This window comes from Rhodopseudomonas sp. NSM, assembly GCF_052445935.1.
Taxonomy (GTDB): Bacteria; Pseudomonadota; Alphaproteobacteria; order Rhizobiales; family Xanthobacteraceae; genus Rhodopseudomonas.
The window spans coordinates 49,904-74,390 of sequence record NZ_JBQTCH010000005.1 but is presented as its reverse complement, the minus strand read 5'-3'; the positions used below and the strand labels follow the sequence as shown (position 1 = coordinate 74,390).

23 protein-coding genes are annotated in these 24,487 nt (G+C 65.4%); 2 read left to right on the top strand and 21 right to left on the bottom strand.

Features of this window, described 5'->3' with window-relative positions; translation table 11 throughout:
* Nucleotides 1–23: 23 nt before the first annotated feature.
* From ACTZWT_RS14395 to ACTZWT_RS14375, 5 genes are read right to left on the bottom strand one after another with little or no spacing between them, the layout of a single operon-like run.
* Nucleotides 24–2,324: a xanthine dehydrogenase family protein molybdopterin-binding subunit gene (locus ACTZWT_RS14395; RefSeq protein WP_444770370.1), complete on the bottom strand. Its 2,301-nt coding sequence runs from the start codon at nucleotides 2,322–2,324 to the stop codon at nucleotides 24–26.
* On the bottom strand, nucleotides 2,311–2,793 hold the full coding sequence (locus ACTZWT_RS14390) for a (2Fe-2S)-binding protein (protein ID WP_444770369.1): 483 nt from the start codon (nucleotides 2,791–2,793) through the stop codon (nucleotides 2,311–2,313). The genes ACTZWT_RS14395 and ACTZWT_RS14390 overlap by 14 nt, the downstream gene beginning before the upstream one ends.
* Nucleotides 2,790–3,653 (bottom strand): FAD binding domain-containing protein, encoded by an 864-nt coding sequence (locus ACTZWT_RS14385; RefSeq protein ID WP_444770368.1) that lies wholly within the window; start codon nucleotides 3,651–3,653, stop codon nucleotides 2,790–2,792. Before ACTZWT_RS14385 ends, ACTZWT_RS14390 begins: the two co-directional genes overlap by 4 nt.
* A gap of 13 nt (nucleotides 3,654–3,666) precedes the next feature.
* Complete coding sequence (locus tag ACTZWT_RS14380; protein WP_444770367.1) at nucleotides 3,667–4,458, bottom strand: ABC transporter permease; 792 nt, start codon at nucleotides 4,456–4,458, stop codon at nucleotides 3,667–3,669.
* The gene (locus ACTZWT_RS14375) at nucleotides 4,455–5,228 is read right to left on the bottom strand and encodes an ABC transporter ATP-binding protein (protein WP_444770366.1); all 774 of its coding nucleotides are present in this window, start codon (nucleotides 5,226–5,228) and stop codon (nucleotides 4,455–4,457) included. Before ACTZWT_RS14375 ends, ACTZWT_RS14380 begins: the two co-directional genes overlap by 4 nt.
* A gap of 337 nt (nucleotides 5,229–5,565) precedes the next feature.
* On the opposite strand from ACTZWT_RS14375, the gene ACTZWT_RS14370 reads away from it, so the two are divergent.
* Nucleotides 5,566–6,432 carry an IclR family transcriptional regulator gene (locus tag ACTZWT_RS14370; protein WP_444770365.1) on the top strand — a complete coding sequence of 289 codons (867 nt, stop codon included), beginning with the start codon at nucleotides 5,566–5,568 and terminating at the stop codon, nucleotides 6,430–6,432.
* Between the two features lie 24 nt (nucleotides 6,433–6,456).
* On the opposite strand, the gene ACTZWT_RS14365 is transcribed toward ACTZWT_RS14370, so the two are convergent.
* Complete coding sequence (locus tag ACTZWT_RS14365) at nucleotides 6,457–7,461, bottom strand: LLM class flavin-dependent oxidoreductase (protein ID WP_444770364.1); 1,005 nt, start codon at nucleotides 7,459–7,461, stop codon at nucleotides 6,457–6,459.
* A gap of 39 nt (nucleotides 7,462–7,500) precedes the next feature.
* A complete protein-coding gene (locus tag ACTZWT_RS14360; RefSeq protein ID WP_444770363.1) occupies nucleotides 7,501–8,688 on the bottom strand; it encodes a M24 family metallopeptidase in 1,188 nt (395 codons plus the stop codon).
* A gap of 128 nt (nucleotides 8,689–8,816) precedes the next feature.
* Between ACTZWT_RS14360 and ACTZWT_RS14355 the strand changes: the two genes are divergently transcribed.
* Nucleotides 8,817–9,056, top strand: a complete 240-nt coding sequence (locus tag ACTZWT_RS14355; RefSeq protein WP_444770362.1) for a hypothetical protein — start codon at nucleotides 8,817–8,819, stop codon at nucleotides 9,054–9,056.
* 123 nt (nucleotides 9,057–9,179) lie between these two features.
* Here ACTZWT_RS14355 and ACTZWT_RS14350 read toward each other — a convergent pair whose 3' ends face one another.
* The 14 genes from ACTZWT_RS14350 to ACTZWT_RS14285 all read right to left on the bottom strand — a co-directional run bounded on the left by ACTZWT_RS14350 (nucleotide 9,180) and on the right by ACTZWT_RS14285 (nucleotide 24,431).
* Nucleotides 9,180–9,428 (bottom strand): hypothetical protein, encoded by a 249-nt coding sequence (locus ACTZWT_RS14350; protein WP_444770361.1) that lies wholly within the window; start codon nucleotides 9,426–9,428, stop codon nucleotides 9,180–9,182.
* Between the two features lie 20 nt (nucleotides 9,429–9,448).
* The gene (locus ACTZWT_RS14345) at nucleotides 9,449–9,817 is read right to left on the bottom strand and encodes a hypothetical protein (RefSeq protein ID WP_444770360.1); all 369 of its coding nucleotides are present in this window, start codon (nucleotides 9,815–9,817) and stop codon (nucleotides 9,449–9,451) included.
* Entirely contained in the window at nucleotides 9,818–13,027 is a 3,210-nt protein-coding gene (locus ACTZWT_RS14340; protein ID WP_444770359.1) for an efflux RND transporter permease subunit, read from the bottom strand. It lies immediately after the preceding gene.
* A 44-nt stretch (nucleotides 13,028–13,071) separates the two neighbouring features.
* Entirely contained in the window at nucleotides 13,072–14,040 is a 969-nt protein-coding gene (gene ihpB, locus ACTZWT_RS14335; RefSeq protein ID WP_444770358.1) for a divalent metal ion exporter adaptor subunit IhpB, read from the bottom strand.
* Complete coding sequence (gene ihpA, locus ACTZWT_RS14330) at nucleotides 14,037–15,308, bottom strand: divalent metal ion exporter subunit IhpA (RefSeq protein WP_444770357.1); 1,272 nt, start codon at nucleotides 15,306–15,308, stop codon at nucleotides 14,037–14,039. The genes ihpB and ihpA overlap by 4 nt, the downstream gene beginning before the upstream one ends.
* Nucleotides 15,309–15,361: 53 nt before the next feature.
* The gene (locus ACTZWT_RS14325; RefSeq protein ID WP_444770356.1) at nucleotides 15,362–15,727 is read right to left on the bottom strand and encodes a hypothetical protein; all 366 of its coding nucleotides are present in this window, start codon (nucleotides 15,725–15,727) and stop codon (nucleotides 15,362–15,364) included.
* Between the two features lie 316 nt (nucleotides 15,728–16,043).
* Nucleotides 16,044–16,748: an ABC transporter ATP-binding protein gene (locus ACTZWT_RS14320; RefSeq protein ID WP_444770355.1), complete on the bottom strand. Its 705-nt coding sequence runs from the start codon at nucleotides 16,746–16,748 to the stop codon at nucleotides 16,044–16,046.
* Nucleotides 16,741–17,499 carry an ABC transporter ATP-binding protein gene (locus tag ACTZWT_RS14315; protein WP_444770354.1) on the bottom strand — a complete coding sequence of 253 codons (759 nt, stop codon included), beginning with the start codon at nucleotides 17,497–17,499 and terminating at the stop codon, nucleotides 16,741–16,743. The genes ACTZWT_RS14320 and ACTZWT_RS14315 overlap by 8 nt, the downstream gene beginning before the upstream one ends.
* Entirely contained in the window at nucleotides 17,496–18,479 is a 984-nt protein-coding gene (locus ACTZWT_RS14310) for a branched-chain amino acid ABC transporter permease (RefSeq protein WP_444770625.1), read from the bottom strand. Before ACTZWT_RS14310 ends, ACTZWT_RS14315 begins: the two co-directional genes overlap by 4 nt.
* 27 nt (nucleotides 18,480–18,506) lie before the next feature.
* Nucleotides 18,507–19,382, bottom strand: coding sequence for a branched-chain amino acid ABC transporter permease (locus ACTZWT_RS14305; protein ID WP_444770353.1), 876 nt, complete (start codon nucleotides 19,380–19,382; stop codon nucleotides 18,507–18,509).
* A gap of 29 nt (nucleotides 19,383–19,411) precedes the next feature.
* Entirely contained in the window at nucleotides 19,412–20,659 is a 1,248-nt protein-coding gene (locus ACTZWT_RS14300; RefSeq protein WP_444770352.1) for an ABC transporter substrate-binding protein, read from the bottom strand.
* Nucleotides 20,660–20,701: 42 nt separating this feature from the next.
* Nucleotides 20,702–23,077: a xanthine dehydrogenase family protein molybdopterin-binding subunit gene (locus ACTZWT_RS14295; RefSeq protein ID WP_444770351.1), complete on the bottom strand. Its 2,376-nt coding sequence runs from the start codon at nucleotides 23,075–23,077 to the stop codon at nucleotides 20,702–20,704.
* Complete coding sequence (locus tag ACTZWT_RS14290; protein WP_444770350.1) at nucleotides 23,074–23,571, bottom strand: (2Fe-2S)-binding protein; 498 nt, start codon at nucleotides 23,569–23,571, stop codon at nucleotides 23,074–23,076. The genes ACTZWT_RS14295 and ACTZWT_RS14290 overlap by 4 nt, the downstream gene beginning before the upstream one ends.
* Entirely contained in the window at nucleotides 23,568–24,431 is an 864-nt protein-coding gene (locus ACTZWT_RS14285) for an FAD binding domain-containing protein (RefSeq protein ID WP_444770624.1), read from the bottom strand. Before ACTZWT_RS14285 ends, ACTZWT_RS14290 begins: the two co-directional genes overlap by 4 nt.
* Nucleotides 24,432–24,487: the final 56 nt, after the last annotated feature.

Sequence of the window (24,487 nt, the reverse complement as noted above, 5' to 3'; positions counted from 1 at the left end):
TCGGCAAAGTCTTGACGTCCGTTTCATCTCACCTCCTTACGATGGGTTTCACTGGAAGAATGCATCAGATGCCACAGGCGCGGTGGCGTGAACGGCAGGTGGCAGGGCTCGCAGCCAAACGATCGCAGCGCGCCCGCGATGGCATTGCCAACCGCGCCCCCCACGGCAATCAAGCCGCCCTCGCCTGCGCCCTTGGCGCCGAGCGGATTGTTGGGCGACGGACGCAGTTCGAGCGAAACAGAGCGAATGTTCGGAAAGTTCGCCACGCTCGGCAGCAGATAGTCGGCCAACGAACCCGTCAGCAACTGACCGTCTTCGTCGTAGTGAATCTGTTCGAGGAACACGCTGCCGAGCCCCTGCACCACAGATCCGATCACCTGACCGTGCAGCGTCGCCGGATTGATGATCTTTCCGACATCCTCGACCGTCAGATAGTCGAGGATCTCGACCTGTCCGGTACGCGGATCGACGGTGAGGTGCACCGCATGCGAGCCGTAGCTGTAAGTGTGCTTGGTGTTGCTGAACGTCGCCTCGGCGCTCACGCCCAGATGGGCCAACTCTCCAAAGCTCAGCTTGCGGTCGCAGAAGGCCGCCGCGCCGTCGGCAATCACCACCTGCTCCGACGCACAGGAGAATTCCGCCGCCGCCACCCGGGCGATCTCGCGCTTCAGCGCCTCCGCCGCGAGTCCGATGGCGTTGCCGCCCATCACGGTCGAGCGCGAATGAAACGATCCGAACCCCTCTTTCACCAGCGTGGTCGAGCCGTGGCGCACCGAGATTTGCTCGATCGGCACCTCGATCGCGTCCGAGGCGATCTGCGCCATCACGGTCTCGAGCCCCTGCCCGATGGCCGACGACCCCACATCGAGATCGACGCCGCCGCCCGGCCGCAGCGTCATCCGCGCGCTCTCGCGCGGCCCCGCGGCGCCACCCTCGATGAAGCAGCCGAGCCCAAAGCCGTGATACTTGCCGTCGATCAACCGACCCTGATCGACGACACGCCGGTGCCAGCCGAATTCCTCCAGGCAGCGCTCGAAAACGACCGCATAGACGCCGCTGTCGCAGGCCGTCTCGCTGCTCGGATCGACATGCCGGGTCCGCGGCATCTTGTACGGCATCTCGTGTTCGGCGATCAGATTGCGGCGACGGATCTCGTCGGGCGCAATGCGCAGATCGGTTGCGGCCATCTCCAGCAACCGCTCGAAGAAGAACGCCGCCTCGAACCGGCCGGGGCCGCGATAGGTGCCGGCCGGCGTCTTATTGGTGACGAACACTTCGGCGTCGACACCGACATTGGCGATGCTGTACGGCCCGCTGAGAAACTGCGCGACGTTGCGCGGCGCGGTAAAGCCGTTGGTGCGGACATAGGCGCCGATGTCAACTTCGATCGTGCCGCGCAGACCGATGACCTTGCCGTCGCTGCGACAGGCGATCTCCAGCGCCGCGGCCATTTCGCGCGCGTGGTTCATCGCCATGAAGTGTTCGCGCCGATCCTCGGTCCACTTCACCGGACGAGCCAACCGCTTCGCGGCGAACGGGATCAGGAAATCCTCGGGATAGAACTCGCCGCGGGCGCCGAACCCGCCGCCGACGTCAACCTCGATCAGATCGACCTGCGTCTCGGCGAGCCCGAGCATGCCGGCGAGCGTCCGGCGATTGAAGAACGGCACTTTGGCGGCGCCCGACAGCGTGAGATGTTCGGCGGCCGCGTTCCACTGCGCGAACAGGCCGCGCGTCTCCATGGTCATCGCGGTGTGGCGCTGTGTGCTGAAGCTGGCTTTGCGGACGTAGTCGGCGTCGCGAAACGCGGCCTCGACGTCGCCCATCTCGGCCCGCATCAGGATGGCGCGGTTACTGCTTGATGCGGCGAACAGCAACTGATCGTTGTTTCGCGCAGCCGCGACCCTGGCCACCGCCGGCAGCGGCTCGATCTCGACCTCGACCAGTGCCGCCGCATCTTCGGCCAGCGCAGCGCTCGCCGCGACGACCACGGCGAGCGGTTCGCCGACATAGCGCACGACGTCGTGGGCGATCACTGGCTGCAGATACGGCTCGCCTTCCGGCAGCACCTGCTGCCGCAGCGGGATCATCGGCACACTGCCGATGTCGCGCGAGGTGAGCACCGCGACGACACCCGGGTGCGCAGCAGCCCCGTCGACGTGGATGCGGATGATGCGGCCGTGGGCGACGTTGCTGCGGACGATCACCGCATGCACCGTGTCCGGCGTGACGAGGTCGCCGACATACTGGCCGCGCCCGGTCAGAAACCGCGCGTCTTCGAGGCGCTCGACCGCGCGCCCGACCAAGGTGTTAGACCGCTGCATCGGCGCCGCCCTGGTAAGCCGGCTGTGCCGCGCACGCCGCCTCGACGATCGCCAGATAGCCGGTGCAACGGCAGGCGTGTCCGCCGAGGGCCTCCTTGATCCGCTCCTCGCTCGCGTCCGGCTCGCTGCTGAGCAGCGCATGCAGCGTCATCAGTATTCCGGGCGTGCAGAAGCCGCATTGCAGCGCATGGCAGCGTTTGAACGCGGCCTGCAACGGCGACAGCGCCGCCAGTGTGCCGAGCCCTTCGACGGTCGTGATCGTGCAGCCGTCGCTTTGCACCGCGAGCGTCAGACAACCCCGAACCGGCGCGCCGTCGACGATCACCGTGCACGCGCCGCAGACGCCGTGCTCACATCCGAGATGCGTCCCGGTCAGTCGCAACTGATCGCGCAGCAAATCCGCCAGCGTCACGCGTGGCTCGACGTCGAGCTGCCGCGCTTCGCCGTTGACCATCAGGGCGATCTTCATGCCGCGCCCCCTCGGGCGTACGCCTGGGCCAGCGCGTCTTCGAGCATCACCCCGAGCAACGCCGTCCGATACACGCGATCCGCATTCAAATCGTCGACGCAGTCGACCTCGCCTGCCAGCACGTCCCGCATGTTCGCGAGGTCAACGTCGTTCACACGACGGCCGTCGAGATAGCGCTCGACCGCAAACAGCCGCTGCGGCATTTCCACCGCCGCGAAGGCGACGACGCGGCTATCGCCAATGACGCCGGCGTCGCCGACCGCATAGTGCAGACAGACGCCGGCGAGCGCGAAGTCGCCGGGACGACGCGCGAACTCCGCAAAGCCGTAACGCCGCCCCGCCATTGCCGGGATGCTGATTTCGGTGACGATCTCGGCAGCGTCCAGCGACGTCTCGAGCGGCCCGGTGAGAAATTCAGCGATCGAAATCTGGCGCGATCCCGACGGCCCGACCGCGGCAACGCTCGCATCGCAAGCCAGCGCGACGGCCGGAAGCTCGGCCGCCGGATCGGCATGCGCGATGCTGCCGCCGATGGTGCCACGGCTGCGGATCTGCAGATGCGCGACATGGCCGATCGCCTCGACCAGCAGCGGATGCACCTCAACCAACAGCGCCGACGCTTCGATCTGGCACCAACGCACGCCGGCGCCCAGCTTGATGGTCGCGCCCTCGACAGCAATCTGGTCGAGCCCCGGCACCCGCGCGATATCGACCAGCAGCCTCGGCGCGGCGAGCCGGAACGCCATCATCGGCAGCAAGCTCTGTCCGCCGGCAAGCACCTTGGCGTCGTCGCCTTGCAACAGGCCGATCGCCTCGGACAACGAGGTCGGGCGCGCATAGTCGAATGCCGGCAGCTTCATGGTGTCGATCCGTCTAGCCGAGGATCGGTGCGGGATCAGACCGCAGCCAGAAGATCATCCGCTTGCGGGCGAACTTCACCGCACTGTGCAGACTGAGACCGATCGCCGCGAGGCAGAGGAGCACGGCGAACATGCCGGCGACGTCGAGATTGAAATTCAGCGAGGTGATCAGGTAGCCAAGCCCGACCTGGGCGCCGACGAATTCGCCGACGACGGCGCCGATCACCGCGAGCACCGACGCAATCTCGAACCCGGCGAAGATCAGCACAAGCGCCGACGGAATGCGCAGTCGAAACAGCGTCTGCATCGGCGTGGAGCCGAACGCGCGCATCATCTCGAGCTGGCTTTTGTCCACCGACTGAAAACCGGAGACGACGCTGACCAGGATCGGGAAAAAGCAGAGCAGCGCGGTGATGACGATCTTCGAGGTCAGGCCGTAGCCGAACCACATCACGAACAACGGCGCGATCGCGATCTTCGGCACGGTCTGCATAGCCACCACGTAGGGATACACCAGCCGCTCGACAGCCGGCATCAGCGAGATCGCGCTGCCGACGACGAGGCCGGCGATGCCACCCGCGGCGAGACCGGTGAGCACCGACGTCAACGTCGCGACGAAGTGCGGCCACACCTCGCCGGTCGTCACCATCTCGTACAGCCGCACGATAACGGCGCTCGGCGCCGGAATGACGAACGGCGAAATCGCGAAGATCCGGACCACGCCCTCCCATGCGGCGAACACCGCAAGCAGCAGAGCCAGAGATTGCAGTTTCTGAATGGTCCGGCTGCGCATCGTCTGGCTCACATGTCCTGTCCGGGCACCGACGCTGCACCGAAATGCCGCCGCACGCGATCGCTGAGCTCGGCGAAGGCCGGCGTGCCCAGCGTGCGCAGATCGCGCGGCCGCGGAATGTCGACGTCGAGGATTTCCGAAATCCGCCCCGGCCGCGGCGACATCACCACCACGCGATCGCCGAGCAGCACGGCTTCGGGGATACTATGGGTGATGAACAGGACGGTCTTGCCCTCCTGCGAACACCAGCGCATCAGCTCGACATTCATGGTCTCGCGCGTCATCGCGTCAAGCGCGCCGAACGGCTCGTCCATCAGCAAGATCTTGGGATTGCGCACCAGCGCCCGGCAGATCGCGACGCGCTGCTGCATGCCGCCCGACAATTCGAACGGATATTTGCGCTCGAAGTCCTTGAGCCCGACGAGATCGAGCAACCCGTGTGCGCGCTGTTCGCTCGCCGGCGAACGATCACCCTTGAGGTGGGCCGGCAGCAAGACGTTCTGCAGAACCGTGTACCAGGGCAGCAGCGTCGCCTGCTGGAAGACGACCGAGACGTCGTCATTGGGGCCGCGAACCTTGTTGCCGCCGACCACGATCTCGCCGGAGGTCGCACCTTCTAGGCCCGCCAGGATCCGCAGCAACGTGGTCTTGCCGCAGCCGCTCGGACCGACCACCGAGACGAACTCGCCATGAGAGATGTCCAGGTCGAGGTCCTTGAGCGCGTGGACCGTCTCTTCCGACCGCGTCCGATAGATCTTGCCTGCCCCGCGCACCGAAATCATCGACCCCTGCTCCCGCAGGCTCGTTCGACCGTCTGTCTTGCGTAACGCGGCGATCGCCATTTGCGGGTTCTCAAGACCTTCACATTGTGCTCAATATCGGTACGCCGTTCCACGTACAGAGCTTATTCTCCGCTTCGCCGATTAGTCAACGTCGAATGTCGGCACGGTGGTCGCATGGCGAAGCGTGGAAGCCGCACTACACGTGCGGAAAGGTGACAAGCTAGGCATCTCGCGCTTGCGGAAACGGCAGAGTGCGCCGATCATGAGCAAACCGGTCGCCCATGCGCAGAACGCGGACGCGACTGCAGTCGCTGAAGATCGAAGGATGGAAGTAGAGATGACTCAAGAGACCGGTTCCGGCGCGGAGAATCAGTCGGTAGCGCGGGCGATCGCAATCCTCGATTTGCTGTCGGACTCGCCCCCGCTCGGCGTCCGCGAGGTCGCCCGCCAACTCGACATCGCGCCGAGCATCGCGCTGCGCCTGCTGAAGACGCTCAGCCGCGCCAACTATCTGGAGCAGTCGGGCGAGAATGCCCGCTACACGATCGGCTACCGCGCGTTCCGCACCGGCAACGCCTTTCTCGGCCAGAGCACGATCCACTCCGCGGCGATGCCTGCGCTGCACCGGCTGGCGGATCAGCACATCAACGGCTTTCTCGGCGTGCTGCGCGATCACGCGGTGGTGTATCTCGCCACGGTGCCGAGCAGCGGGCCGATCGCGCTCAACCATCGTCCCGGCGCGCAGACCTATTTGCACTCGACGGCGCTCGGCAAGGCGATCCTCGCCGAATACAGCGACGCCGAGGTGAAGCAGCTGCTCAGCGAAGCGCCGCTGCCCAAGCTGACGCCGCAGACCAAGATCCAAGTTCCGAAACTGCTGGCCGAACTGCAGGAGGTCCGCCGGCTCGGCTATGCAGTCAACGAGGAGGAAAATCGCGTCGGCGTGTATTCGGCCGGCGCGGTGGTGCGCAACGCCGACAACAAGGCGATCGGGGCGATCAGCGGCGGCGTCCCCAGCGCCGGGCTCACCGACAAGGAACGCGCCCGCGTCATCCAGCTGGTAGTGGACGCAGCGATGTCGGCGTCGCGCAAGCTCGGCGCCGACGTCGCTGGCGATTTTGTCGGCGCCGGCCGAGCGGCGGAGCGGCTGCGCGCCACGCCGCGCACCGCGGGGCGCGTAACTGACACCCAGCCGCGCCGCTGATCGATAGGCGCGGCTGCGTCGCGCTTACTGCACGTGCGGCATGATTTCTTCGGCGAACCAGCGCACCTGGTCGTCGTATTCCTGCTGCGAGTTGACGGCGACCACCATCGCGGCGCAGTGATCGACGCCAATCGCCTTCAGCTTGTGGACCTTCTCGATGATCGAGGCCGGTGAGCCGACCAGGTTCGCCGTGACCTGATGCACCGGGTCACGGCCCGTATAGGCCAGCGATACGCGATGCGCGACCAGGCCACTCGCCATGTAGGTCTTCTCGGCCTCGGCATCGGTCTTGCCGATCAGCAGCGAGAATTGCGGCGCAATCTCGATCTCGGCCGGATTGCGACCGAGCGCCTCGGCGCGCTGGCGCAGCTGTCCGATCCGCTCCTCGATCTCGTTGAACGGTCGCCAGCCCGGTAGCCAGCCACGCCCGACCGCCGCGGCGCGCTCGATCGATTGCATGTTGTGGCCTCCGATGAACAGCGGAAACGGCGTCTGCACCGGCTTTGGCGCCAGTTCCACGCCATGAAAGGAATAGTACTTACCGTCGAAGCTGGCCGACTTCTCCGAGATCAGTGCCAGGAACGACGTCAGCCCCTCCTCCATCATCTCGCCGCGGTGGAAGCTCTTGGCCTTGCTGCCCGCCCAGGACTCGAATTCCTCGCGATAGGCGCCGAGCCCGACCGCCATGGTGAACCGGCCGCCGGACATCTGATCGATGGTGCAGACCTGCTTGGCCAGATACACCGGCTCGCGCATCGGCATCACCAGCAGCGCGGTGCCGACCCGCAGCTTGGTGGTCGCCTGCGCGATCATCGCCATCACCACCAACGGCTCGAAGAAGTTCGGCGGTGTGTCGGGATACATGTCCCGCACGTAGTGCTGCGTCGTCATGTGGTCGTTACCCCAGACGCCGTCGTAACCGAGCTGCTCGCACAGCACCGCGGTCTTGACCAGATCCTGCGGGGCGCAGAACGGGATCGGATAGGCCAGACCCTCGTAGCCGGTCGCCAGGCACACGGAAAATTTCACATCGGTCTCCTTCGAGGTGCAGTTCGGGAATGTCGAGGGTCAGGTCGGCAGGACGCGCAGTCGCCCGTCGCGTGCCATGAGCGATTCGCTGCCGTCACGGGTGATCAGGATCATGTCCTCGACCTGCAGGCCGGCGAAGCCGAGCTCGTAGTACGGCGTCTCGACGCAGATCACCATGTTCTCCTGCAGCAGGTCGCCGGAATCGGCGGCGATGTTCGGCGGATCGTAGCCGTCGATGCCGATGCCGTGGCCGACATGACTGCGCTCGTAATGCGGGATGCCGTTGCGGCGCACGGTGTCCACGACTTCTTTGAACAGCGTGGCGACGCGCAGGCCCGGTTTGGCGATCTCGTGCGCCCGTTGCACGCCGAGCCACAGCGCGTTGTGATAGTCGCGCACCTTGGCGGTCGGCTCGCCGAACGACGCAATCCGCGAGATGTCGGAGCGATAATGCTTGTAGCGGCAGCCGACGTCGAAGCGGATGATGTCGCCGCGGCGCAGCGGCCGCGACGACGGCTGCACGTTGCTCATCGCGCTGCGATCGCCGAAACCGATACAGCCGGTCACCGGCACGCCGTCGAGGCTGGTCGTAGTGCTGTGGAACACCCGCGCCATCTCTAGCTCGGTCATGCCTTCGCTCGCCGCTTCCATGGCCCGATTGATTGACTGCTCGGTGATCGAAGACGCTTTGCGCAGGCGGGTGATTTCCTCCGGCATCTTGATCGCGCGGATCGCCTCAAACAGCTTGAAGGAGCGCACGAAGGTTGCTTGCGGAAGCCGCTGGGCCAGCTCTTCCATGGCCTGCGGGGTGATGCCGAGTTCATCGATGCCGAGCCGCGCCGAGGCGCCGACGGACTCGGTAATCGCGGCGGCCAGCGCCTCGACCGGTCCCTTGTATTCGGGCTGCGAAAACAGCGCGACCTGGCGCTGATCTTCCGCGCTGAGCGTCGCCGCCGGATCGACGTCGGTGCGGAAATACGAGAACCGCCGCACCTCGCCGCCCGGGTTCTGGTCGGCGACGAGGTCGAGCAGCGACGTGCTGGTGATGATGCAGGGCTCGGCCTTGCTCCGGCCATACAGCACATAGGCCTGCGGCCCGCGCCGCACCCATTGCGACATCGCCCAATACCCGCCGAGATACAACACGTTCTCCGGCGTCGTCGCGATCAGCGCGTCGAGCCCATTGTCTTGCATGATCGTCGCGGCGCGGGAGGCATTCAGCAGCATGACAGCCCTGTTTCTATTATCGGCACGGTGTTTCTAATTCTGACAATGACTGGCCGGCCTGTCAATTCAAGTGAAGCGTGAATTCTGAACTTGCGGGCCACAGTTTGCTCAAAAGAGGAGCAATCGGAGTGAGCTCAAGCCAGCGAGCCGCGCCGCGCGACGAGGGCGATAACGCGCCTCTCGAACTTGCCTACGAGCGCCCGCTCGATGGAAGATTGGAGCGTGGGAGGCTCCTGCCTGATTTTTCTTTCATCGACAATTCCGAAGAAGTCATTCTCAAGGGCCGGATCGTGGACGGCACGCGCGATGGGGGATTGGATAAACAGGATCGTTGGTCCGGTGGTGGTGTGAGCTTTCCGCCCCCCTAAACCGGCATCAAAGATTGCTGAACTAATGCGCCTTGAAACTGATCCGGACTTCAGAGTTTTGCGAGATGCACAACACTCCGACATTAGGTAGCAAACGCCACCAGACCAACATCGAGCGCGACTTCATAACAGCCCCATCAATATTCGGGGTTTTCGATGGATGTGGTTCGCGAACTGCGCTGCAGGCAGGATGATCGAAAGGCTGATCGAAAGGCGCTTGTCGATCAGATTGCGGAAATCGATAGGAAGATTGCCGCAGTCGATACGGTCATCCAGATTTACGAGCCGGGACAATCGCCTTGGAAGGCTGCCGCTCAAAGTGGCAGGAAGGGTGGCAAATTCCTCGGCGGATTGTTCGCTGCGCAATAGCACTCTTTGATCTTGCGAATGGCTTAGTTCTTGAATTTGGCTTGGCCGGACCTGCCGTCGGCGGCCTTGAGCGTCACCGAGACGGCTGTGCCCTTCGGGATGTCTTTCTTCGCCTCGCCCTTGAGCGCGTTGTCTGTGGCAACCAGCGTCAGCGTCTCCCGGTCACCGTCGGACGTCAGCAACGCGGATCCGGAAAACCCCTTGGTCGGGATCGGCTTGTTGGATTCATCGTAGACGTTGAACGAGATCGTGCGGCCGGTGGCGACCATCTCCACGTGTACGCCGGCGACATCCTCCATCGCGCCCCCGTTGGGGCCATTCTGATGGACATGCTGGGCGAATGCCGATCCCGCCAACAGAACCGCGGAGGCGACGAGCAGTATCTTCTTCATTCAGAGGACTCCTTTGATGGCTTGAACGGACGGCGCCCCGATGGCGGGCGGCGATTCCCGGCGGAACAGAACGTACAGCGCCGGAAGGACGAGAAGCGTGAGGATAGTCGACGAGATGATCCCGCCGATCACCACGGTCGCAAGCGGCCGCTGCACCTCGGCGCCGGCGCCGGTGGCGATGGCCATCGGGACGAACCCGACTGATGCGACGAGCGCGGTCATTAGGACGGGCCGCAGGCGCGTCAGCGCGCCTTCCCGCACGGCTTCGACGATGTTCATTCCCTCGACGCGCAGCCGCTCGATGAAGGAGACAATCACCAGGCCGTTCAGTACCGCGACGCCCGAAAGCGCGATGAAACCGATGCCCGCGCTGATCGACATCGGAATGTCGCGCAGTACCAGCGCCGCCACGCCTCCCGTCAGCGCCAGCGGCACCCCGCTGAACACCAACGCCGCGTCGGCCGCCGATCCGAGACTGATGAACAGCAACAGGAAGATCAGCGCCAGAGCTACCGGGACAACGATGGTCAGGCGTTTGGTCGCCGAGACCAACTGCTCGAATTGGCCTCCCCAACCGATCCAGTAGCCCGCCGGCAGCTTCACTTTTTCCGCGACCTGCTTTTGGGCGTCGCCGACGAACGAGCCGAGGTCGCGGCCGCGGACGTTCGCGGTCACCACGATACGGCGCTTGCCATTCTCGCGGCTGATCTGATTCGGACCCGGCGCGACTTCGATGCTGGCGACCGCCGACAGCGGCGTGTAGCGCATCTGAGTCAACGGCGAGTTGCCGTACGACGCTTTCGTCGCGGCGAAGGGCGTATCGACCGCTGGCAAAGGGACAGGCAGAGTCTTGATTGCCTCCACGTCCGAGCGCATCTGATCCGGCAGGCGGACGACGAGATCGAAGCGCCGGTCACCCTCGAAGACGAGCCCGGCGTTCTTCCCGCCGATCGCGGTCTCGACGACGCTCTGGACCTCCTGGACGCTCAACCCGAGACGGGAGAGAGCCGAACGGTCGAGCTTCACCGTGAGAACCGGCAGACCCGAGACCTGCTCGGTCTTCACGTCGGCGGCGCCCGAAATCCCGCGCAGCACGGACTCGACCCGCCCCGCCGTCTCCAGCAATCTGTCGAGATCGTCGCCAAAGATCTTCACGCCGACGTCACTCCGGACGCCCGAGATCAGTTCGTTGAACCGCATCTGAATCGGCTGCGTCAATTCGTACACGTTGCCGGGCAGCGTCTCGGCCTGCTTCTCGATTGCCGCGACCAGATCCGCCTTGCTCCGCGTCGGGTCGGGCCATTCGGCGCGCGGCTTCAACATGATGATGGTGTCCGCCACGTTCGGTGGCATTGGATCCGTCGCAACCTCGGAAGTACCGAGCTTGGAGAACACCTCCTTGACTTCGGGTAGCTGCAGGAGCGCCTTCTCCAACCGGAGCTGCATATCGACGCCTTGTGTCAGGCTGGTGCCGGGAATGCGCATCGCGTGCATGGCGACGTCGCCCTCGTCGAGGCTCGGGATGAACTCGCCGCCCATCCGGGAGGCGACGTAGCCGGTGACCAGCAGGAGAGCGACCGCGACGGCCGCGACGGCACCGCGGAAGCGGATCGACAGCCCCAGCAGTGGCAGATAGACGCGCCGCGCACCGCGCATGAAGAAGTTCTCCTTCTCCGTCACCCTGCCCGTCACCAGCAGCGCGACCGCCGCCGGCACGAAAGTCATGGAGAGGATCGACGCGCCGGCGAGAGCCATCAGCACGGTGAGCGCCATCGGGGTGAACATCTTCCCTTCCACCCCGGTCAGCGTCAGCACCGGCAGGTACACGACCGCGATGATCAACGTGCCGAGCAGGCTCGGTTTGATGACCTCCCGGGAGCCTGCAAGAATGGTCGCGAAGCGTTCGTCGCGGGTCAGCAGGCGCCCCTGCTTCTGCTGCTCATGGGCCAAGAGCCGCAGACAGTTCTCGACGATGATGACAGCGCCGTCGATGATGATGCCGAAGTCGATCGCGCCGAGGCTCATCAGGTTGGCGCTGACCTTGGTTTCGACCATCCCCGTGATGGTGATGAGCATCGACAGCGGGATGACGAGCGCCGTGGCAATCGCCGCCTTGAAATTCCCGAGGATGAGAAACAGGATCACGACGACCAGCAGCGCGCCTTCGACCAGGTTCTTCTCGACGGTCGCGATGGTAGCATCGACGAGCCTGGTCCGGTCGTAGACGACCTTCGCGAAGATGCCTTCCGGAAGCGATTTCCCGATCTCGTCGAGCTTGGCGGAGACGCGCTGCGACACCGTCCGGCTATTCTCGCCGACGAGAAGCATGGCAGTGCCGAGAACCGTCTCCTTGCCGTCGAGCGTCGCCGCGCCCGTGCGCAGGTCGGTTCCGATCTTCACGTCGGCGACGTCGCCGATTCGAACCGGCACCCCGCCGCGCGAACCGATCACCACGCGGCCGATGTCTTCGACGTCCGCGACCTGCCCCGGAGTGCGGACCAGATACTGTTCGCCATTTCGCTCGATGTAGCCGGCACCGACATTCGCATTGTTCGCCGCGAGCGCCGTCATGACGTCGCGAAAGCTGAGGCGGTACGCCATCAGCTTGCTGGGGTCCGGCAGGACGTGGAACTGCTTTTCGTAGCCGCCGATCGTGTTGACCTCGACCACACCCGGGACCGTGCGGAGCTGCGGCTTGACGATCCAGTCCTGGACGGTGCGCAGGTCGATCGGCGTCACCGCAGAGCCGTCGGCATTCCTGGCGTTCGGCTTGGCCTCGAGCGCGAAAGTGTAGATCTCGCCGAGCCCGGTCGAGATCGGCCCCATCGATATCTCGATGCCCGTCGGCAACTGATCCTTCACCTGTTGCAGGCGCTCGCTCACCTGCTGGCGGGCGAAATAGATGTTCGTCCCCTCGTTGAACACGATCGTGACCTGGCTCAGGCCGTAGCGGGATATCGACCGCGTGTATTGAAGGCTCGGGATGCCGCTCATACCCGTTTCGACCGGAAAGGTGATGCGCTGCTCGACCTCGAGCGGCGAATAGCCCGCCGCCTCGACATTGACCTGCACCTGAACGTTGGTGATGTCCGGGACTGCGTCGATCGGCAGGCGCGTGAAATTCCAGGCGCCGAAGGCCGCCACGGCCAGCACCCCTAGCATCACGAACCAGCGCTGACGGATGGAGAAGTCGAGGATGGCGTTGATCATCGCGTCACGTTGCTCCCAAGACGACGGCGGTCGCATGGGGAAGGTCAGTGGTCATGGGACGCTTCGCCTTTGCCGAGCTCCGCCTTCACGACGAAGCTGTTCCTGGCGGCATATTTGTCGCCGTCCATCACACCGGAGACGATCTCGACGTTCTCGGAATCGCGAGATCCGATCTCCACGTCGCGCGCCTCGAATTTCTCCCCGCTACGGACGAAGACCACGTTGCGGTCCTCCACCGTCTGCAGCGCCGAGCCCTTCACGGCGACCGGCACCTGCTTTGCCGACAGGATCAGCCTGGCCGAGACGAACAACCCGGTGCGAAGGCGCATGCCGTCGTTCGCCACGACGGCCCTGACAAGCGCGCTCTGGGTATCGGCGCTGCCGACCGGTGACACGTAGGACAGTTCCGCCTTGATGGGGTCGCCGCCGTCGCCGACATCGATCAGGATCGCATCGCCCAAACGAACGCGGGGCAGATCGCGCCTGTAGACCGAAAGATCTACCCAGACCGTCGAAATGTCCGCGACCACGAAGGCGGGCTTCTGCTCGGACGCATATTCGCCGAGCGAGATCTGTCGATCGATCACGGTTCCGGAGAATGGCGCACGCATCTCGTAGACGCTCAGGCTCTGGTTGCTCTCGATCTTGGCCAGAAGCTCGCCCTTCTCGACGGAGTCGCCGATACGTTTTTTGATCTCGCGGACCACACCCGGAAACCGGGGTGTCACCTGGACGAGCGCCTCCTGGTTGGGCTGCAGAATGCCGTTGAGGATGATAGAATCGTGCAACGTCGCGGGCGCAGCTGTCACGATCTCAATTCCCGCGGCGGCGACCTTGGCGTCGGTCATCTCGACGACGCCGTCGGCGCCATGACCTTCGTCATGGCCATTCTCGCCGTGCTTGGCATCCTTGCCCGGCAGAGCCGCGTTGCCGCTCGGTGCGTTGGGGTAGAGAAAAGCTGCTGCGGCTAGAACCGCGATGGCGCCGACGATCATGAGTAGAGGCTTCTTCATCGTGCGCTCCCCCGCGCCAGAGCAAACGGATTGCCGACAAGCGCCTCGATGGTCGCGACGGCGACGTGGAAATTCTGCTGGGCTTCCTGTTCGCGAAGCCGCGCCTGGGCGACGCTCGCCTGCGCGTCGAGCACTTCGAGAAGCGAGTAGCGCCCCTGACCGTAGCCCTCGAAGATCGCATCCGAAGCGTCCTTCGACTTCGGGATCGCGGTCTCGCGCAGAATGGCGAGTTCGCGCAGCGATCCCTGGAGCGTGTCGTAGGCACGTCCGGCCACGACAATCAGCATATTGCGGTTCGCTTTCCGCTCGGCCGCGGTCTTCGCGAGGCTCTCCTGGGCCGAAAGGATGTTGCCCCGGTTCTGGTCGAATACGGGGATCGGGATCGACACGGACAGCCGCGCAGCATCGTCGCCCGTCGAGTTGTAGTGGCGCCAGCCTGCGGAGACCGTCACGTCCGGATAGGGCTTGAGGCGCGCCAGAATCAGCTGGGCGTTCCGCTGCGCATAGACGGCCGTCCACCGCACCAGTTGCGGATTGGCATCGATGGCGGCGACGACCGTCTGGAAGGCCGGCGGCCGCCCCGTCACGTCCAGCCGTCCGGACAAGGCGCCGAACTTCGGCGCAGTGTCGCCCATCAGGATCGCAAGTTCGCGACGCGCGGTCGCGAGCGACGACTTCGTCCGCTCACGGTCAGCCTTGACGAGGGCGGAGGCGACTTCCGCACGTCCGGTTTCCGCGACGGACGACGCGCCGGCCTCGACGCGACGCTTCAGCAGCGGGGTGATCCGGTCGATCGAACTGACCAGTTCGTCGAGAATCTGGATCCTTCGCTGCAGGCCGAGCACATTCAGGAACGCGATCGCGGTCTCGCCCAGCACTTCGAGCCTCACCGCCTGCCGCTCGATCCCGGCCTGATCGAGACCGGCCTGCCCCGCGGCGATGCGCGCATCGCGCTTGCCCCAAAGCTCCAACATCTGACTGATCTGCAGCGTCGTCTCGCCCGAGCGTGTACCGCGATACGCGCCCGATCCGAAGGCGTCGTCCTGTTCGAAGGAGACCTCCGGATTGATCAGCGCTTCGGACTGGATCCGCTGTCCGCGGGCGATGCCGATGTCGCGCTCGGCAGCCGTCAGACGTGGATTGGTCGCGAGCGCGCGCTGAAGCGCCGCCCCCATGGTGAGGGTCTGCGAATGCGCGGCGTCTGCCTGCAGTAAACCTGCCAGCAAAGACGTCACGCACGCTAGACGCGTTGCGTGTTTAGAAAGCATGGGAAGACCTGACGAACGACCGAGTCAGGGCGCGATGCGCCCGGCGATTACGTTCAGGTCAGAGATTTGGGTGGGGGAGAGTCGAACCACGCGTGATCGGCGGCGAAAAACGATACGACCGACATCGTGATCGAGCTCGGCAGACCGCCTAGAGCGTCTGCTACTACCGGCGCGGGCATCAGCGCGGGAATGCATGTCGGGCAATGGTCGCAGAGCGTCAATTCGGAAGGCGATGAATCGTGGCCCGACGAGTTAGACACCTTTTCGATTCCAACAGGGGATGCGACGGCTTGATCGAAGCAGGACATCTCATGAGCGACGCCCACGAACACATAGACAAACGCAATGAACATCAGCAGGCAACGGCGCAAACTGCCTGCCTGTTTTTTCGATGCACCGGTGCGTGTCGACTGTTCCATGCGGCCCGAATATCAAATCGCTCGCGTGAACACTATCACAATTCCGCTCGGGGGTGAGGCTTTCGCGCCATCATCCGCGACGGATTGCCTCATGATCGCGTGAACCACGAACGCATCAGCTCACGTTGCCCAAGAACGGTTCGATGACGCAGGCCGGATGAAGCGGTCTCGTCGGCATCGCCGAGGAGTTGCTGAAATTCGCGCTGTTCACCGAACGCAATCCGGCGCTTGTGACCCAAAGCGGGCTCCGTCGCGGCGGGGTTGCGATTTCCCTTAGAGCGTGCAGATGCATCTTGTACGCTGTTCAAGACGGTGTTCACACCGCGCAGTAGCGTTCCTGGATTTCGCGGTCACCGGCCAGCGCGGCCGCGTCGCCTTCGAAAACGATCTCGCCCTGGTCGATGATCACCGCGCGGTCGGCGATGTTCAGCGCCCATTCGACGTTCTGCTCGACCAGCAGCAGCGTGGTGCCGTGCTCGCGCAACCCGCGAAACAGCCGACCCATCTCCTCGACCAGCACCGGCATGATGCCTTCGGACGGCTCGTCGAGCAGGATCATTTTCGGCCGCCCGATCATCGCCCGGGCGATCGCCAGCATCTGCTGCTCGCCGCCGGACATCGTGACCGCGATCTGGTCGAGCCGCTCCTTCAGCCGCGGAAAGGTCTCGGCGATCTGGTCGATCGCGACCGCTTCCTTGATCTCAGGATCGGCCTGCAGCAGCCCGAGCCGGAGATTTTCCCGCACCGTCAGGTCGGGGACGATCCGGCGGTCCTCCGGCACGTAGGCGAGCCCGAGCCGAAACCGCGCATGCGCCGGCAAGCTCAGCAGCTCCTGCCCGGCGAACCGTACCGAGCCCTCGACCTTGTCGATCAGCCCCATCACCGACTTGATGGTGGTGGTCTTGCCGGCGCCGTTGCGTCCGATCAACGCCAGCACCTCGCCGGCGCGCACCGCGAAGCTCACGCCGTGGACGACGTGGCTGGGACCGTACCAGGCGTTCAGACCGCGCAGTTCAAGCATAGCCGAGGCTCTGTCCGAGATAGACGCTGCGAACGTTGGCGTCGTTCTGGATCGCCGCCGGCGTGCCGTCCGCGATGAGACGGCCGTGATGCAGCACCAGGATGCGATCGCACAGGCCGAGCACCATCTTCATCTTGTGTTCGACCAGCAGGATGGTGCGATCCGCGGCGAGCCGTTCGATCAGCGCCACCATCGCCCGCGTCTCCTCCGGCCCCATGCCGGCGGTCGGCTCGTCGAGCAGCATCAGCTTCGGATCGGCGACCAGCGCGATCGCGATCTCCAGCGCCCGCTGCTCGCCATGGGCCAGCGTCGCGGCGATCCGGTTGCGGGCGCCGCCGAGGCCGACATCGGCGAGCGCCTGCTCGGCCCGCTCCGAGACGTCGTGATACGACGCCCGCGGCGTCCAGATATTGTAGCGTGAGACGAACGCCTGCGCGCCGATCCGCACGTTTTCATGCGCGGTGAGCTGCGGGAAGATGCTGGTGATCTGATACGAGCGCGCGATGCCCAGATGCACGAACCGATGCTGCTGCAGCTTGGACAGGTCGTTGCCGCGAAACCGCATCGAACCGGTCGACGGCTTCAGCGCGCCGGACAGGATGTTGAAGAACGTGCTCTTGCCCGCGCCGTTCGGTCCGATGATCGCGGTGACGCGGTTGCGGCCGAAGTTTGCGGTGATGCCTTTCAGCGCGACGAAGCCACCGAACGAGCGGCCGAGATCGTCGACCTGCAGGAGATCGTCGTCGCTCATCGCGCCCTCCAGCGTTCGAACCAGACGAGCCCGGTCCCCCAGATCCCCTTCGGCATGTACAGCACCAGCGCGACGAAGATCGCGCCGAGGAACAACTGCCAGTGCGCGGTCCACAGCGACAACACGTCCTCCATCACCAGGAACGCCAGCGCGCCGACGAACGGGCCGAAGAAGGTGCCGACGCCGCCGAGCATCGTCATCATCACCGCCTGGCCCGACATCATGTAGCCGAGGCTGTCGAGCGGCACGATCGCCAGATGCAGCGCCGACAGCGTGCCCGCCAATCCGCAGAACAGGCCCGACAACACGAAGGCCAGCAGCCGCGTGCGCACGACATCGTAGCCGCAGGCCTTGGCGCGCGTTTCGTTTTCCCGGATCGCCTCGACCACGCCGCCGAACGGCGAGTTGAGGATGCGCGACAGCGTCCAGATCGCCAGCCCGACGAACACGAGGACGACATAATATTTGGCGATCGGATCGAGGAAATCGATGCTGACCGGCCCGATGCCGACCTTGGAGACGGTGAAGCCGCGCAGACCGTTCTCGCCCCCCGTCCACGAAGAGGCTTGCAGCGCGACGTAGTACACCAGCTGCGCCAGCGCCAGCGTCACCATTGCGAAATAGATGCCGCGGGTCCGGGTCGACAGCGCGCCCATCGCCGCCGCCATCAACCCGGCGGCGATCACTCCGGCAAGGACGCCGACGAACCAGTTGGCGCCGAACTGGCCGATCGCGATCCCGGTGACGTAAGCGCCGGTGCCGAACAGCGCGGCGTGGCCGAACGACAGCAGGCCGGTGTAACCGAACAGCAGATTGTAGCCCATCGCGTAAAGGCCGTAGATCAGCACGTTGACCGCCAGCGCCTTCGACGGCAGCACCCAGGGCAGCAGACACAGCACCGCGATCGACAACGGCACCCGCCATCGGCCGAGCCGCCGGGCGCGCGGCGCTGCCGCCGGAGCGGGCGAAGCCTTGGTCATCAGGTCGGCTGCCGACATCGCCATCGCTCAGGTGCCGAAGCCGGGCTTGCCGAACAGCCCGTGCGGCCGCACCAGCAATACCAGCGCCATGAAGGCGAACATCGCGATCGTCGCCATTTCGGGCGCGAACAGCGAGGTCATGTTGACGACGATGCCGACCAGCAGGCCGGCGACCACCGACCCGAGCAGCGATCCCATGCCGCCGATCACGGTGACCACGAACGCCTCCGACAGCACGAAGTTTCCCATCTCCGGATTGACCGTGCGCATCGGCGCCGCCAGCACGCCGCCGAGCGCGGCGAGCCCGATGCCGATTCCGAACACCACCAGCCACAGCTGTTGAATGTCGACGCCGAGCACGCGCATGATCTGCGGATCGCGCGCACCGGCGCGCACGATCAGCCCGATCCTGGTCTTCTCCAGCACCAGCCACAACGCCACCAGCACCGCGGCGACCACGCCGATCACGAACAGCCGGTAGGTCGGGAAATAGCCGACGCCGATATTGGTGACGCCGCGCAGCGCGGCCGGCGTATCGAACGGCACGCCGTCGGTCCCGAACAGAATACGGACGGCTTCGACCAGGATGTAGCTGAGGCCGAACGTCAGAAGGATCGGATCGTCCACCGGCCGCCCGTACAGCGGCCGGATCAGCAGCCGCTCGACGCCGAGGCCGAGCACGCCGACCACCAGCGGCGCCAGCAGCAGCGCCCACCAGAAATTGCCGGTGTAGGTCAGGAAGAATACGCCGGCATAGGCGCCGACCATGAAGAAACTGCCGTGCGCGAAGTTGACCACGCCCAGGATGCCGAAAATGATCGACAGCCCGAGCGCGAGCATGATCAGGATCGCGCCGAGCGCGATGCCGGAAAACAATTGCAGGGAGATGAGTTGAATATCCATGATGTCTCCGGCGCCGCGCGGCGTGCGTGTCAGGACGGCTTGTGGCCGAGGTCTTCGCAGGACCGCAGCGTCGCGGGATCACCCGCTTCGGTGGCCAGCACCTTGAACAGATCGGCGTCGGACTTCATCTCCGACTTCTTCTTCGATTCCACCACGAACACCGACTGCACCGACTGGTGGTCGCATTTGCGATAGCTCTGCGGCCCCTTGGCGACGTCGTATTTCAGTCCCTCCAGCGCGGCGATCACCTTGTCGGTGTCGGTGCCGCCGGCGGCCTTCACCGCCATCAGCAGCGAGCGCACCGCGGTGTAACCGTAAGTGCCGTAGTCGGTCGGGATCGCTCCGTTGTACGCAGCCCGGAACGCGTCGTTGAAGGTCTTGGCCGAGGGGTTGATGTCCTCGATGCCCCAGTAATAATTGGTGCCGCCCACGATGCCCTCGAACACGTCGGGGCTGCTCGCCAGCCGCTGATTGTGCAACAGCACCGGCACGACGATCCGGGACGGACCCTTCAGCCCGAAATCGACCGCCTGCTTGATCGAATTGGCCTGGTCGCGGCCGAAATTGCAGATGCACAGGATGTCGGGCTTCATCGACAGCAGCCGCGGCATGAACGCGGAATAATCCGGCGCGCCGAACGGATGCAGCACCTCGCCGACGGTCTCGACGCCGATCGGCGCAGCAGTACGCTTGAATGCGGCGAGCATTTCATGGCCGTAGGCGTAGTCGGCGCCGAGATAGGCGACCTTCTGGCCCTTCTTGAACGCGTAGCGCGCCACCGCGCCCGCGGTCATCTGCGGGTTCATCGCCTCGTGGAAGGTGAAGCGGGAGAAATCCTTGGCCTCGTTGATGGTGTCGGACTGGCTGATCGAGATGTAGATCACACCGCGCGCCCGCGTCACTTCGTTGACCGAAAGCTGGACCGCGCTCGACAACGCGCCGACGATGAAGTGCGCCTTGTCCTTCTCGATCAGTTCCAGCGTCCGCGTCGCAGCCTCGCCGGGATTGAGCTTGTCGTCGCGCACCAGAAGTTCGGCGAGCCGGCCGTCGAGGCCGCCGGCGGCGTTGAACTGCTTGACCGCGAGTTCGGCGCTCTTGACCTGATCCTTGGCCTCGGCGCCGAACGGCCCGGTGATCGGCACCGGAAAGCCGATCCTGATCGGCCCCTCGTTCGCCCGCGCGAGTCCCGGCGCCCCGAGCAGGCCGAGCGCCGCGACCGCGGCGGAGTTCTTCATCAGGCTTCGACGCGAAAGGCCCTGCTTCATCGATTCCGTCATGGTTTCTCTCCCGTTCAATGTGTTGTCGTTGGCAATCACACTTCAAACCACGCCGAGGGCGCGCAGCATGCGCTGTGGCGTCATCGGAATTTGCGAGATCGACGCGTCGAGCGGCGTCAGCGCATCGTTGACCGCGTTCAGCACCGCGCCCGAAGCGGCCGACGTGCCGGCCTCGCCGCAGCCCTTGGCGCCGAGCTCGGTGTCCTTGGTCGGCGTCTCGACATGCGCGACGACGATGTCGGGCATTTCGCAGGCCATCGGCACCAGATAGTCGGCCATCGATCCGTTGATTGGCTGGCCGTCATCGCCATACAGGCACTCCTCGAACAGCGCCGCGCCGATGCCCTGGATGGTTCCGCCGCGGACCTGCTCCTCGACCAGCAGCGGATTGATGACGCGGCCGCAATCCTCGACCACCCAATGCTTCAGCAGCTTGATGAATCCGGTCTCGACGTCGACCTCGACCAGGCTGGCGTGAATGCCGTTGGTGAAGGCGAACGGATAGCCCTGGGGCGCATAGTGATGCGCCACGGTGAGGTCGGCCTTGAGGCCCGGCGGCAGCGTGTCGGAGCGGAAATACACCAGCGCCGCGAGTTCGCCGAGCGGCATTCGCGCCGCGCCGCTGTCGCGATCGATCAGCCGACCCTCCGAGATCGCGAGCTGCTCCGGCGCCGATTGCAGGATCGCGGCGCCGATCGTCAGCACGTTGGTCTTCAGCTTGCGTGCCGCCTGCAGCGCGGTTTCGCCGCCGATGCCGGCGCCGCGGCAGGCCCAGGTGGCGCCGCCGTGCGGCGTCGTCTCGGTGTCGCCGGTCAGGACTTTCACCCGGTCGCGGTCGACGCCGAGTTCGTCGGCGACGATCTGGCCGATGATGGTCTCGGTGCCCTGGCCCTGCTCGGTGACGCTGATCGCGCACTGCACCTCGCCGGACGGCGTCAGCTTCAGCACGCAACCGTCCTGCGCCGAGATGTGCGCGCCGCCGACGCCGTAGAACGCCGGCGACGGATTGGTGATCTCGACATAGGTGGCGAGCCCGATGCCACGATACACGCCCTGCGCGCGCAGCCGTGCCTGCTCGGCGCGCAGCGCCGGATAATCCATCAGCGCGTGCAGCTTGGTGAGGCATTGGTCGAGCGACAGCCGCTCGAAGCGATAGCCGCTCGCGGTGGTGTGGGGATACATGTCGTCGGTGACGTAGTTGATCCGCCGGATCTCGAGCGGGTCGATTCCCAGACGCTGTGCCGCGAGATCGACCAGCCGTTCTGTTGCCGCGCAGGCGATCGGGTGGCCGACGCCGCGATACTGGCTGGTCTGAGTCTTGTTCTGGAAGATCACCCGCAGATCGGCCTTGTAGTCGGTGATCTTGTAGGGCGCGCCCATCAGCCTCACCACCTGGTTGCCTTCCACCGCGCTCGTCCGCGGATAGGCCGAATAGGCGCCGATCGCGGTGTCGTCCCGAACCCGCATGCCGAGGAAACGGCCGTCCTGCGCCAGCGCCAGTTCGGCGCGCAGCTGGTGATCGCGCAGGTGAATATCATTGAGGAAGGACTCGCCGCGGTCGGCGACGTATTTCACCGGCCTCTGCGCCAGCATGCTGAGCGCCACGACGGCCATGTCCTCGGGATAGACGTGCAGTTTCATCCCGAACGAGCCGCCGATGTCCGGCGCAATCACCCGCACGCGGGACTCGTCGAGCCTGAAGTGTCGCGCAAAGATGTCCTGGAACTGGTACGGCGTCTGGGTGGAGTGATGCACCGTCAGCGACCGCTCGCCCGGCTCGAAATCGGCGACGATGGAGCGCGGCTCGAGTGTCACCGGCGTGTGCCGGCCGAAGGTGAGATCGACCTCGACGACGGCGTAGGCCTGCGCGAAAGCCTCGTCGACGTCGCCATTCGCGATCGTCGTCTGAAACGCCAGATTGTCGCCGAACGCCTCGTGCAGCACCGTCGCGCCGGGCGCGACCGCCGCGGCGCGATCGACCACCGCTTCACGCTCCTCGTACGCCACGCTCACCCGCTCGGCGGCGTCTTCGGCCTGCGCACGCGTATCGGCGAGGATCGCGACCACGGGCTGGCCGACCCAGAACACGCGGTCGCGCGCTAGCGGCGTTTGCGGCGGCGATTTCATGCCGTTGAAATGCCGCAGCGTGCCGACCCAAGGCTCGCACAGCGGCGCGAGATCGTCGCCGGTCGTGATCCTGCGCACGCCCGGCATCGACACCGCTTCCGTCGTGTCGACCGCAACGACATCGGCATGCGCGTACGGGCTGCGCACGAAGGCGGCGTGCAGCATCCGCGGCAACTGGATGTCGTCGACGAAGCGGCCACGCCCGGCGAGCAGCCGCTTGGCATTCGGCCGCGGCAGACTCTTACCGATATAGCTGTTCGGGCGATCGAGCCCGGAGAGCGGCGCGTTCATGCCTCGCTCTCCGCGACTTGTGCGCTTCTGCGGGCCCGGGCGGTCGCCGCGATGGCGTCGACGATCGCCTCGTAGCCGGTGCAGCGGCAGTAATTGCCCGACAAAGCGTCGCGGATCTGCTCGCGCGACGGCGCCGCATTGTGCTGCAGCAGTTCCTGTGCCGTCACCAGCATGCCGGGCGTGCAGAAGCCGCATTGCAGCGCGTTGCGGCGGTGAAACGCCGCCTGCAGATCGGCGATCGTGCCGCTCTCCGAGAGTCCCTCGATCGTGACGACGGCGGCACCGTCGGCCTGCACCGCGAGGCCGAGGCAGGCATGCACCGCGCGCCCGTCCTGCAGCACGAGGCAGGCGCCACAGGCTCCCATTTCGCAGCCGACATGGGTGCCGGTCAGCCGCAATTGCTGCCGCAGGAAATCCGCCAATGACAGCCGAGGCTCGACCAGCGCGGTGACGGCTTCGCCGTTGACGGTGAGCGAAATGGCGACGTGCGTCATGGCCGCTGCTCCCGCAGCTTGCCGAGTTGCCGGCGCAGCAGCACCGACGCCAGATGCAGCCGCGTCTCGGCCGAGACGTGCGCGTCCTCGCTCGGCGACAACTCGTCGGCGAGCGCGGCCTGCGCGCGCGCGATGTCGGCATCGCGGAGCGTGGTGCCGCACAGCGCGGCCGCCGCGCCGCGCGCCAGAAACGGCGTGGCGCCGACCGAGAACAGCGCGATCCGCATCCGCGCGATCGCGTCGCCGTCGAAGGTCGCGGCGATCGCCGTACCGACGATCGCATAGTCCCCGCGACGGCGCGCCAATTCGTCGAAGGTGAATCGGTCGCCCGCACCCGCGACGGGACAGTACACCGCACTGACGATCTCGCCCGGCTCCGCGGCGGTCTCGTACAGATCCTGAAAGAACTGTTCGGCCGCGACCAGCCGGCGCTGCTCGCCATTGTCGAGTTCGATCCGCGCGTTCAGTGCCAACGCCACCGCGGGGAATTCCGAGGCCGGATCGGCGAACGCGATCGAGCCGCCGAACGTGCCCCTGTTGCGGATCGCCGGATGCGCCACCCACGGCGCGGCGGCAGTGAGCAGCGGGACGTGCTCAGCCACCAGGGGCGAGGTCTGCACCTCGGCATGACGCGTCAGGGCGCCGATCCGCACTTCGTCGCCACGTCGCTCGATGCCGCGTAGCGCGTCGATCCGGGAAATGTCGATCAGCAGGTCGGACGCCAGCAACCGCAGATTCATCGCCGCGAGCAGGCTTTGGCCGCCGGCGAGATAGCGCGCCTCACCGGCGCAGCCGCGAAACGCCGCCACGGCGTCGCCGATCGACCGCGCACGGACGTATGCGAAGTTGCTCGCCTTCAGCGTCGCCTCCTCGGGCTCGGTCTATTTGTGACCAATTGGTCTCAAGCATGAGGGGA